The sequence below is a fragment of the Rhodococcus sp. (in: high G+C Gram-positive bacteria) genome (assembly GCF_049286785.1).
Lineage (GTDB): Bacteria > Actinomycetota > Actinomycetes > Mycobacteriales > Mycobacteriaceae > Rhodococcus_F.
Genome location: NZ_JBAQEO010000676.1, coordinates 1 through 11,372, shown reverse-complemented (window position 1 = coordinate 11,372; position 11,372 = coordinate 1). Strand labels below are relative to the sequence as shown.

Here is an 11,372-nt window from a genome sequence, read left to right as displayed (position 1 = left end):
GAGCACGGCCCACGGCGTAGAGGAGGTCGCCACACCCCACGGGGCGAACAGGCTCACCCACAAACCGACCAGGGTGGTCAGCCGGATCGCCGATGCGAACTCCACCATGGCCAGTCGCGGTCCGGCGTATTCGAGCACCATCGCCTCGTGCAGCATCGTCAATTCCAGATGGCTGGACGGGTTGTCGACCGGAAGCCGCCCGCTTTCCGCGAGGACCACGATGCCGATCGCCACTGCGGCAAAGAGATTTGCCGGAGTCAGGGTTTGCGACGGTGAGTGCACCACACCCTCGACCATCGCCGAGAGGTTCGAGGAGTTCACTCGGGTCGACAACGCGAAACCCGCCACCAGGATGGTCGGCTCGGCCAGCGCGGTGATCATCACTTCCCGGCTGGCGCCCATTCCACCGAACGCGGTGCCCGTGTCCAAGCCGCCGAGGATGAGCGCGACCGTGCCCAGGAACAGCAGTCCCACGACCGCGAACAGATCGGCCACCCCGTCCGTGTGCGACGCCGTCGTGAGGAATGGTGCGACCGTCGCGATCACGAGCAACGACGACAGCAGGATGAACGGTGCCGCCGTGAAGACTGCACTGGTTCCTTCAGGGGTGATGCGCTCCTTACCCATCTGCTTGCGTAGGTCACGCCACGGCTGACCCACCCCCGCACCGGCCCGCCCCTGTAGTCGTGCGGTGATCTGGCGCATGAACCCGACCAGGAGTGGCGCTGCCACGACCACCAACACGATCTGGATCCCGGTCGCGACCAGTTCGACGACCGTCGATCCCTGGCCGCTCACCGGGTCACCCCGACGGCGACCAGTACCGCGATCAGCACCACGAAACCCACCGCGAGGTACCGGTGGAGGTCACCGTTCTGGGCCCGCCGCGCCCAGAGACCCCACCGGACCACCGCGGACATCACCGGTGGGTACAGGCGGGCCTCGATCCGGTCGGGCACCCGCTGACGGAAACTGACGCTCTTGATCAGGTACTCCGATTCGACGTGCGGTGTCACGTTCACGTCGAGTTCCGGGCTCAGGACGTCATCGAAGACGCGGGTCAACGGTTCGGCGAAGGAGGTGGCGGTGTACTCCATCCTGGGGGTCAGGTCGTGTCGTCCCGAACCCCACGGAATCGCGTGGCGTACTGGCAGACGCGCCCGCGCCCACCTCGCACCGAGCAGGGCCAGGATCACCCCGGCGGCGAGTGATACTGCTACCAGGAAAGGTGACATCGAACCGGAGATGCCTGCCAACCGGATCGTCACGCCGTCGCGGCCGATCGGATTACCGTCGCGCACCGCCGGCAACACCGAGATCGCACGGACCAGCGACTCGCCGAGGAAGGCGGGAAACAACGCCAGACCTGCACACGCCAGCGCCGTCGCCACCATGGCGAGCCGCATGCTCCACGGGCTCTCCACGGCCGCCGACGCTTCCGGGCTCCGGGGACGGGCGAGGAACCCGATGCCGAAAGCCTTCACGAACGCCACGACACCGAGACCGGTGGTCAACGCCAAGGCCGCGACCGCGAGCGGCATCGCGATGGTGGTCACCGTGTTGCCCACACCTTCCGACCCCAAGCTGTGCGTGAATCCCTGCAGCAGAAGCCATTCGGAGACGAACCCGTTTCCCGGCGGTAACGCGGCGGCGCCGAGCGCTCCCACGGCGACCATTGCGGTGGTCACGGGCATCCTGGAGGCGAGTCCGCCGAGCCGGTCGAGGTCGCGCAGTCCGGTCGAGCGCATCACCGACCCTGCACCCATGAACAACAAGGCCTTGAACGCGCCGTGGTTGAGAGCGTGCAACAGGGCCGCCGCGACGAGCAGGCTCGCCAGTACGCGGTTACCTTCCGCGGCGAAGATGGCACCGGCGCCTACGCCCATCAGCATGACGCCGAGATTCTCGGTGGTCGAGTACGCGAGCAACCGCTTGAAGTCGGTGGCGACGCTCGCCTGCAGTACCCCGTAGAGGGCGGACAGCGTGCCGATCGCCAGCATCAGCCATCCCCACCACCGCGGCCCACCGCCGAGGAGGTCGTATCCCACCCGGATAATGCCATACAGCCCGAGATTGACCATGGCCGCCGACATCAGCGCCGACACATGACTCGGCGCCTCGGTGTGGGCCCGGGGAAGCCACACGTGCAGCGGAACGAGGCCGGCCTTGGACCCGAACCCGATGAACACCAACACGAAGGCGGACGACTGTACGAGCGGAGAAAGGGTGGCCGCCCCCTCGCGGATCGCATCGAACGACTCCCCGCCGACCCCCGCCGCGAGTAATCCGAAACCCACCATGATGGCCACGACACCGGCTTGGGTCATGGAGGCGTACCAGAGGCCCGCCTCGCCGACCGGTGGCCGGGAGCGGTACTCGGCCAGCACCAGCATCAGGGAAGCCAGCGCCATCAGCTCCCACGCCGCGAGGAAGGTCGCGACGTTGGCTGCGGCCGGAACGAGGAGCATTGCGCCGACGAACACCGGCAGCATGGTGTGGGCGGTCCGTGAACTCGCCCCGCGATCCGAACCCGGAGTGTCGTCGCCGTGGTGTCCGCCCGGACCGGTGTAACCCACGCTGTACACGCCGACCACAGTCGCGACGGCACCGATCAGGACCATGAACAATCCGGAGAGGGGATCGACGTGCAACTCGACCCCGTCGAAGGGGAGCACCTGCCGCAGGGTCAGCGAATACTGCCGGCCCGCGAGGGCGTAGAGACCCACCAGCATACCGCCGGCGCCCGAGAGAGAGGTCGACACGCCGACCACGACGCGGCGGGCGCGGGACGGCAGTGTCACCCCCGCGGCGACGGCCACTGCTGCGGCAAGGAAAGTGATCGCCAGGCCGGCGCCGATCGGGTTCATCGACCGGACACACGCCGCAGGGCGGCCACGATGGCTTCCGGGGTAGGCGGGCATCCCGGAATTTCGATATCGACCGGAATGACGTCCCGCACCGCGCCGACCACACCGTAACCGCCGGCGAACACTCCGCAGTCTCGTGCGCAATCACCCAGAGCGACAACGCGCTTGGGGTGTGGCATCGCCCGGTATGTCTCCTCCAGCGGATCCACCATGTTTCGCGTGACCGGTCCCGTCACGAGAAGCACATCCGCGTGACGTGGTGAGGCGACCAGGCGGATGCCATAGCGTTCGACGTCGTATACCGGTCCGAACGCGGATCCGATCTCGACCTCGCAGCCGTTGCAGGAACCGGCATCGACATGGCGAACCTGGATCGACGCGGTCACCGGGAGGAAAGCTTCCAGCATGCTGTCGGTCTCCGGTCCGCTGCCGGCGGCTGCCGGCGCCGGTGGTTCCCCCTCCGCAATGCGGCCGATCCGGCGGATCTGACGAATGAGTCCCCGGCCGTGGCTACCTCGGGAGTCGGGAGCGGTACTCATTCGCCGGCTCCGGACGCAGTCGGCGCCACGGGACGAGATCCCGCCACCCGCATACTTGCCACTGAGTAGATCAACTGTCGACCCTTCCCGGCGCGTAGACACCCAGCCCGACTGTCGAAGAACTGCCCACCGAGCGCGGAACCGCGCACGGCAACTACAGGATACGTATTCAGGCCGGATGACCAAGACTTTTGACGACGTTTGCCGTCAGATGAGACCCAGCCGGGTGGGCGTCGCCCGGTGTTCTCGTCAGGCGGCGTCGGTCTCGACGGGCAGGCCGGCGAGCTTCCATTCGAGGACGCCGTCGGCGGCGCGACGGGCGGTCAGCCCGTGGCGGCTCAGCAGGCGGACGGCATCATGGGCGAGCACGCAGTACCGGCCACGGCAGTACGCGACTATCTCGCGGTCTCTCGGTAGTTCGGTGAGTCGCGCGGTCAGATCCTCGATCGGAACATGGACCGCTCCCGGGAGATGACCCGCAGCGTATTCCGGTTCGGGCCGCACATCGAGGATGAAGGCGTCACCACTGTCGAGCCGACGCAGGAGCTCTTCGGTGCCGACCGCGGCGGTGTCCTCGGGACCGAGGTAGGCGCGACGCGCGAGTTCGGTGTGCGGGCGGTGTCGCTGCGCGACGTGCCGTAGGTGATCCCACAGGCCGGCGACGTCGTCACCGGCGAGTGAGTAGAAGATCCTCTTGCCCTCACGCCTGGTGTCGACCAGGCCGGCCTCGCGCAGTGTGTGCAGGTGCGCCGAGCAGGTGCTGATCAGTACCTGTGCAACGGTGGCGAGGTCGTCCACGCTGCGGGGCCCCTGGGCGAGCAGGTCGAGCAGCTCGAGCCGGGTGGGGTTTCCGAGGACCTTGCCGACGGCGGCGAACTCCGCGAAGAGGGCATCTTTGGTGGCGCGGTCACCCATGTGGGGTTTCCTCCTGCGTTTCGGTCGGGGGTCGGTGGTGGGTCTCGTACATTCGCACCGCGACGATGAGGCCGGATACCGCAGTGAGAGCGGCGACGGTCCAGATGGCTGCTCGAATTCCGAGGGCGTCGGCGACGATACCGGCGAGCAGTGCGCCGACCGCGAAGCCGCCGTCGCGCCACAGTCGGTAGGTCCCGACCGCCCGGGCCCGCCATGCGGGGTGGGCGACGTCGCCGATCGAGGCGAGCAGCGTCGGGTAGACCGATGCGGTCCCGGCGCCGAGTAGCACCGCGGCGGTGGCCCAGATCGCAAACGTGTCACCGAGCGCGATCAGGCCCAGAGCCACGGCCTGGAGCCACATTCCGGAGGCGATCAGCCACTTGCGGCCCCACCGGTCCGATAGCGCGCCGGTGATCAGCTGACCGACTCCCCACACCGCGGGGTACAACGCGGCCAGCACACCGATCTTCCCGACGGACAGACCCGCGGCGGCGAAGAGGATCGGGAACAGACCCCAGGCGAGGCCGTCGTTGAGGTTGTTGACCAGGCCGGCCTGGCTGGCCGACGAGAGGGCAGGCTCACGGAAGCTGGTCTGAATGAACACTTCCCGGTTGGTCAGCTTGTCGTGCAGGTGGTCGTGGAGGCCGTCGGCGCGGGCCACGTGGTTGGCCGCCTCGAACCGGGCGTGTTCGCGGGTCTCCTTCACCGCCAGGGTGGACAGTCCCAGGCCGAGGGCGGCGAAGGCGATGCCGAGCAGGAACGGTGCCGGACGCAGGCCGTAGGCCTCGGCGAGGTAGCCGGTGGCGAGGGCGGTGACCGCCACCGCACCGTAGCCGGCGGCCTCGTTCAGGCCCATCGCGAAACCGCGCCGGGCCGGGCCGACCAGGTCGATCTTCATCACCACGGTGGTGGACCAGGTCAGGCCCTGACTGATGCCGAGCAGCACGTTGGCGAAGATGACCCAGCCCCAGGACGGCGCCCAGATCAGGAGTAGCGGCACGGGGATGGCGACGAGCCAGCCGGCGACGAGGACGGGTTTGCGGCCGAAGCGGTCGGACAGGGTGCCGGCGAAGTAGTTGGTGGCGGCCTTGGCTATTCCGAAGACGAGGATGAACGACAGTCCGGCGGTGTAGGCACGGATGCCGAATTCCTGCTCGGCCAGCAGGGGCAGCACGGTTCGTTCCTGGCCGAGCATTCCGCCGACCAGGGCGTTGACCACGACCAGGAGAGTGAACTGGGCGGCGTTCTGCCGCAGCCCCAATTCGATCCCCCGACCGTGGGTGGTCTTCCGTGTTATCGCATTCATGTGGCGATCTCCTTGGACTTGCCGCACCGCCGGCGCCGTTCCTGAAAACATTCTATGGAATATTGGAATGAATTTGTCAACGGCTCTGGTCCAGCCGAGGAAATCCCGTCCATACGGAATCCCGACGGACCCGCCGCACTTTCCGTCACACTTCGAAGAGTTGCGATGGTTCCGTTACCGGTACCGACAGACAGATGTCAGAGCCACTACGAACAACCCGGAGGTACACCATGGAGTACGGCAAGGCAGTTCAACAGGAGCTTCGCGCACCCGCTCGGGCGCTGCGTCAAGCGATCCCACAGGTCTACGCCGGTTATGCGCAACTGCACGAAGCCGCCCTGTCGCCGGGGGCGTTGGACGCCAAGACCAAGGAACTGATCGCCCTGGCGATCGGCGTGAGCAGCCAATGTGACGGTTGTATCGCCGCACACGCCCGAGGTGCCGCCCAGCAGGGCAGCACACCGGAGGAAGTCGCCGAGGCAATCGGGGTCGCGATCCTGATGAATGGCGGACCTTCCACTGTGTACGGCCCCCGAGCGTTCGCCGCCTTCAACGAGTTCCATGCCGACCAGGAATCCGCGGGTGAAAAACCCGAGGCCGCAACATAATCTCATCAGCCTGCGCCGTCCTCATCGAATCTTCACACAAACCCACCGGGGCATTTCACAGGACCGCTGTTGACTCGGGTGTGAGAGAAAGGTGGTCTCGGTGATGAGGCTCTGGCAGAAGACAGCAAGTGCGGTTGTTGCAGCGACAGCAATCGGGGTATCCGGATTCGGAATGGCTACGGTGTCGGCGCAGCCGACTCCGGTTCCGCCGGCGGGGCAATCGCTCTCCGAGGAGGAGCGCACGGATCTGACTCTGATGAGAGAAGAGGAGCGAGTGGCCCGCGACCTGTACCGACAGTTCCACGACGCGTGGCAGGCGCAGATCTTCGACCACATCTCGACAAGCGAACAACGCCATTACGACGCAGTCGGCGGCCTGCTCGAACAGTACGGTGTACCGGACCCGTCAGACGGACTGGCGGTGGGTGTCTATGCAGATCCGCAACTCCAGCAGCAGTACGACGCATGGCTCGCTCAGGGCCTGGCCACGGTCGAGGCCGCCTACGCCGTCGGAGCGGAACTGGAAGCAGCCGACATCTCCGGCCTGACGACCGCCATCGAGGTCAGCGACGAGGATGCGATCGATCGCGTCTACGAGAAGCTGCGCAGGGGTACCGAGAACCACTTGCGGGCATTCGAGGGTGCGGCATCGGGGGAGCAGCACGTCGGCGGTGACCGCGGACATCGGGCCGGTCAGGGTCACGAGGGTCAGGGCAGGGACGGCCATGACCGCCAGGGTCACGGTGCGGCCGAATAAGGCAACTGCAAGGTGAAAGTGGCACCGTGCCCACGGCCGGGGGAGCTCGCGGAGAGCTCACCGCCGTGGGCGCGGGCGATTCCCCTGCTGATCGTCAGGCCGATCCCGGATCCCGGATCCTGGTCGACACGGCGGCGTGCCGGGACGCGATAGAAACGCTCGAAGATGCGCTCGAGGTCGTCGGCCTCGAGACCCTCACCGGTGTCGATCACCGAGATCACGGCGCCGTCACTGCGGGCGGCGACATCGATGGTCACTCCGCCGGAGTCAGTCGCGATCAGCGCGTTGCCGAGAAGGTTCGTCAGAATCTGGGTGATCCGATCGGAATCTGCCCGCACCGGGAGGCGACCGGACCGTAGCCGAACGGTGAGCGCCAGTCCCGCGTCATCGAACTGCGGGCGCATCCGATCGGCGACATGTTCGACGAGACCGGACAGGTCGAACTCCGAGTACTGGAGATCGAGACGGTTCTCCTCGGCCCGCGACAGGGTCGACAGGTCGTCGGCGAGCCGGCGCAGGCGCCGGACCTCCGGTTCGATCCGGCCGAGTTCGGACGAATCGAAGATTCCGTCGATGATCCCCTCCACATACCCGTCGATCACGGTGAGCGGTGTTCGCATCTCGTGCGCAACTTCCGACAGCAACCGGACCCTGCGGGCCTCGGTATCGGCGAGCCGGGTCGCGAGGTCGTTGACGTCGGCGGCGACCGAAGCCAGTTCCCGCTCGCTCGGTGGCTCGATTCGATGCCGGTAGTCGCCCGCAGCGATGGCGCGGGTACCGGAGCGAACCGAACGCAGTGACCGCAGCAGGTGCCGGGACGCCACGAAACCCAGAACTGCGGCCGCGAGGACTCCGGCGAGCACACCGAGCAGCAGCGCGGTGGTGACGGCGTCGGCCACGACGCCGCGCAACGGGGATTGTCCACCACCGCGCACCCGACCGGAACCGAGTCTGCGACTCTCCTCGTCGAACAAAGCGGGGGCGGAGACCCGGACGACGACGAACGTGACCAGTGAGCCCACCAGCGCGACCACCAGATGCGAGACGAACAGTCGGCCCGACAGGCTCCGCATGAGGGCGCTCACCGCAATTCTCCAGCGGGGGGAAGGAATTTGTACCCCACTCCGCGGACCGTACCGATGAAACGCGGCGCTGCGGCGGCGTCGCCCAGGGCGCGGCGGATGCTGCGGATATGGACGTCGACAACACGTTCGTCGCCGAAGAAGTCGCCGTCCCACACCTTCTCGAGGAGCTGGCGGCGCGAATAGACGCGTCCGGGCGTCCGGGCCAGTGCGCTGAGCAGATCGAATTCGAGCGCGGTGACATCGGCATGGTGACCGTCGACGGTCACTTGACGTGCGTCGGCATCGACCACCAATCCGGGAAAAACGAGACGCGTGGGCGCGGGCTCGGTGCCGCGGGATCGGCGTAGCACCGTGCGCACCCGAGCGACGACTTCCCGGGGACTGAACGGTTTGGTGATGTAGTCGTCGGCGCCCACTGCCAGGCCGACGAGCTTGTCGACCTCGTCCGACCGGGCGGTCACCAGCAGGACGAACACGTCGGAGAAGCTCCGTATCTCGCGTAGCACCTCGATGCCGCCGAGGTCGGGCAACCGGAGGTCGAGAAGGACGACGTCGGGGCGGTCCGACCGCACGAGGATGAGTGCTTCGGTGCCGGTCGCCGCCTCGGACACCGAGAATCCCTCGGCCTCCAGATAGCCGCGCAGCAACCGGCGGATGCTCGGTTCGTCGTCCACGACGAGGATCTTGTGGGACACGGTTCCGGTCACCGACTTTCGGGGCTCACCGAAGGAAGATCACTTGGAAGAGGACGAAGGCTGCCACCGCGAAGATCAGGTAGGCGAACCACTGCTGTAGTCGGCGAGTGTCGATGTTCTTCCCGTATCGGCCCGCGACGAGCGATCCGCCGATGGCAGTTGCCGTGAATGCCGCGACAATTCCCCAGTCGAGACTGAGATTGCCGAGGTATGCGAGGAGACCGGACCCGGAATTGGCGGTCACGATCACCAGTGAGGTGCCGACCGCGACGGACATTTCGATGCCGAGCAGCAGGACGAGGGCAGGGATGATGAGAAAGCCGCCGCCGACGCCGAAGAGTCCGGTGAGAAAGCCGACGCCGAGACCGGCCGGAATGGAGCGGGAGGTGCAACGGCGCCAGTTGATCGTGGAACCTTCTACTCGGCAGGCGGTGCCGGTGCCCTCGGTGCTCGACAGCATCCGGACTCCCGCTGCAATCATGACGATGGCGAATCCGGCGAGGGTGACTGCCTCGGGGAGGAGTCGATTCACCGCGCTTCCGGCGAATGCGGCCAGGAGTCCGGTGACGGCGAACATCGCCGCAACTCGCCATTGGACCAGGCCGGCACGCATTTTGGGAACGGCGCCGAACAGTGAGGCGATGCCGACCACCATCAGAGACATCGGCACTGCTTCTTGTAGCGGAATCCCGAGGCCGTAGACCAGGGCGGGGACGGCGAGGATCGACCCGCCGCCCCCGAGTAGGCCGAGGAGGATTCCGATGACGGCGCCCAAGAGGAGGGAGACGAGAATGGTCATCCGTTCCTCCTGCGATTTCGTATCGTCATGCCGTGCTTGTTTCCGTCCTGAAGTCTCAGTTCCGGGTGCCGAGTGTGTCGATCGCGGCCTGCAGGCGCTTTCCTGCTTCCTCCGCCACCGGCACGAGCTCGGGTTCGCCGGAGACTTGCACCATGAGCTGGGGGTTCATCGCCTCCACCAGTACGGCGCCCGCTGTGGACGGGTCGTCGCGCACCACCACGTTGCAGGGCAGAAGCAACCCGATCTGACGGTTCACACCGACCGCTCGGTGCGCGAGCGGTGGGTTACAGGCACCGAGAATGACGTAGCGTTCCATGTCCTCGCCGAGTTTCGCCTTCAGGGTGGCCTGCATGTCGATCTCGGTGAGCACGCCGAAACCCTGTTCCAGCAGTGCGGCTCGCGTTCTCGACACGGCGTCTTCGAACGAGGTGTGGACGGTGGCTGACAGCGCCAGGTTCATCGGGATTCGCCTCCTACTTCTCGGTGGTGGATTCGTCGGCGAGTCGGGGGACTCCCAAGCGTCCCAGGAGCAGGCTCATCGGACACCAGCCGACGGTCCCATAGAGGGCGAGGTTGGCGCCGGCGAATCCGGTCAGACCCAGCCAGCGTGGTGAATGTGCGCGGCTCAGTGCCAGGCTCGTGAGTACCACCGAGCCTCCCAGGAGTGGGACCACTCTCTCGATGGTCCAACCGTTGTGGCGGGGCAGCTTTGTCAGCATTCTTTTCCTGTCTCGTGTTCGTGTCTGACTGACGCCCCCGCGGGTTTCCGGAGAGGTTCGTTTCTTCGCTGTTCCCATTATACCCCCAGGGGTATGGACGGTGGGTGTGTGATAACCCACCGCCCATACCCCTGTGTTTCCGGGTTCGGACGGATCCGGTGGAACTCAGCCGTGCGAGAAAGTGATGCTCGGCAGCACCTTACGGAGCCATGCCGGGGACCACCAGGCGGCGTGCCCGGTCAGGCTCAGGGCCACCGGCAGCAGGATCAGTCGAACCAGCAGCGCGTCGAGCAGCACCGCGACACCGAGGATGATGCCCATCTCCTTCGGTGGCAACGGCTCCGACAGAGCGAAGGTGAAGAACACCGCCACCATCACCGCCGCCGCGGCGAGGATCACTCGCCCGGAATGCGCGAGTCCCATGATGTGCGCGACGTCCGGGTCGCCGGACGTCTCGTAGTGTTCCTTGGCGGTGGAGAGCAGGAACACGGTGTAGTCCATCGCGATCGCAAAGATCATCGCGAAGAAGAACACCGGTCCCCAGCCGTCGAGGAAGCCCTGAGGTTCGAATCCGAGAAGGCTCGCACCGACACCGTCCTGGAAGATCAGCTTCGCGACACCGAACGCCGCCGCGGTCGAGAGCAGGCTCACCAGGGTGCCGATGAGCGCGATCAAAGGCGCCTGCAGGGCGACGAGCAGCAGCAGGAACCCGAGGACGAGGATGACGCCGACGATCAACGGCAAGTAATCGTTGAGCGCCTGCTGTAGATCGAGGTTCTCGGCAGGCGCGCCGCCGACCAGCGCACTGTCGGGCAGATCCGTGCGCAGCTGCGACAGTATGGTGCCCATTTTCTCGTCCGAGGGGTCGACGTCCGGGATGGCTTGCAGCATGACGTAGTCGGCGCCGTCCATGGCGGGCTGCGGCGGGGTGACCATGGTGATCCCCTCGGTGCCGGCGGCGGCGGTGGCAGCGGCGTCGGCATCGGCCGCGGGAGTGATGATCTGCAGCATGCCGGGTGCTCCCTCACCCATCTGCGACTGGACGAGGTCGTAACCCTGGCGGACCGGGGCCTCTTCCGGGA

General features: G+C 66.5%; 13 protein-coding genes. 2 read left to right on the top strand and 11 right to left on the bottom strand.

The features are described 5' to 3' along the window. From WAW17_RS24465 to WAW17_RS24445, 5 genes are all read right to left on the bottom strand, one after another. Positions 1 to 798 (bottom strand): respiratory chain complex I subunit 1 family protein (locus WAW17_RS24465; protein WP_422335473.1); only part of this gene is annotated, 798 nt, incomplete at its 3' end. Continuing rightward, entirely contained in the window at positions 795 to 2,732 is a 1,938-nt protein-coding gene (locus WAW17_RS24460; protein WP_422335474.1) for a proton-conducting transporter membrane subunit, read from the bottom strand. The genes WAW17_RS24465 and WAW17_RS24460, both read right to left, overlap by 4 nt. 131 nt (positions 2,733 to 2,863) lie before the next feature. After that, positions 2,864 to 3,406: an NADH-quinone oxidoreductase subunit B family protein gene (locus WAW17_RS24455; RefSeq protein ID WP_422335472.1), complete on the bottom strand. Its 543-nt coding sequence runs from the start codon at positions 3,404 to 3,406 to the stop codon at positions 2,864 to 2,866. A 249-nt stretch (positions 3,407 to 3,655) separates the two neighbouring features. Continuing rightward, the gene (locus tag WAW17_RS24450) at positions 3,656 to 4,321 is read right to left on the bottom strand and encodes an ArsR/SmtB family transcription factor (protein ID WP_422335471.1); all 666 of its coding nucleotides are present in this window, start codon (positions 4,319 to 4,321) and stop codon (positions 3,656 to 3,658) included. Beyond that, a complete protein-coding gene (locus WAW17_RS24445; RefSeq protein ID WP_422335470.1) occupies positions 4,314 to 5,627 on the bottom strand; it encodes an MFS transporter in 1,314 nt (437 codons plus the stop codon). The genes WAW17_RS24450 and WAW17_RS24445 overlap by 8 nt, the downstream gene beginning before the upstream one ends. Before the next feature lie 230 nt (positions 5,628 to 5,857). Between WAW17_RS24445 and WAW17_RS24440 the strand changes: the two genes are divergently transcribed. Together WAW17_RS24440 and WAW17_RS24435 are read left to right on the top strand one after the other, a co-directional pair. After that, entirely contained in the window at positions 5,858 to 6,235 is a 378-nt protein-coding gene (locus WAW17_RS24440) for a carboxymuconolactone decarboxylase family protein (protein ID WP_422335469.1), read from the top strand. A 172-nt stretch (positions 6,236 to 6,407) separates the two neighbouring features. After that, positions 6,408 to 6,992, top strand: a complete 585-nt coding sequence (locus WAW17_RS24435) for a DUF2202 domain-containing protein (RefSeq protein WP_422335468.1) — start codon at positions 6,408 to 6,410, stop codon at positions 6,990 to 6,992. On the opposite strand, the gene WAW17_RS24430 is transcribed toward WAW17_RS24435, so the two are convergent. The 6 genes from WAW17_RS24430 to WAW17_RS24405 all read right to left on the bottom strand — a co-directional run. Then, positions 6,974 to 8,077: a sensor histidine kinase gene (locus tag WAW17_RS24430; protein ID WP_422335467.1), complete on the bottom strand. Its 1,104-nt coding sequence runs from the start codon at positions 8,075 to 8,077 to the stop codon at positions 6,974 to 6,976. The genes WAW17_RS24435 and WAW17_RS24430 overlap by 19 nt on opposite strands. Next, on the bottom strand, positions 8,074 to 8,784 hold the full coding sequence (locus tag WAW17_RS24425) for a response regulator transcription factor (RefSeq protein ID WP_422335466.1): 711 nt from the start codon (positions 8,782 to 8,784) through the stop codon (positions 8,074 to 8,076). The genes WAW17_RS24430 and WAW17_RS24425 overlap by 4 nt, the downstream gene beginning before the upstream one ends. Before the next feature lie 13 nt (positions 8,785 to 8,797). After that, the gene (locus WAW17_RS24420) at positions 8,798 to 9,571 is read right to left on the bottom strand and encodes a sulfite exporter TauE/SafE family protein (RefSeq protein ID WP_422335465.1); all 774 of its coding nucleotides are present in this window, start codon (positions 9,569 to 9,571) and stop codon (positions 8,798 to 8,800) included. Positions 9,572 to 9,626: 55 nt separating this feature from the next. Next, positions 9,627 to 10,031, bottom strand: coding sequence for a DUF302 domain-containing protein (locus WAW17_RS24415; protein ID WP_422335464.1), 405 nt, complete (start codon positions 10,029 to 10,031; stop codon positions 9,627 to 9,629). A 13-nt stretch (positions 10,032 to 10,044) separates the two neighbouring features. After that, positions 10,045 to 10,290: a YgaP family membrane protein gene (locus WAW17_RS24410; protein ID WP_422335463.1), complete on the bottom strand. Its 246-nt coding sequence runs from the start codon at positions 10,288 to 10,290 to the stop codon at positions 10,045 to 10,047. A gap of 165 nt (positions 10,291 to 10,455) precedes the next feature. Beyond that, on the bottom strand, positions 10,456 to 11,372 hold a 917-nt coding region (locus tag WAW17_RS24405; protein WP_422335462.1), incomplete at its 5' end, for an MMPL family transporter.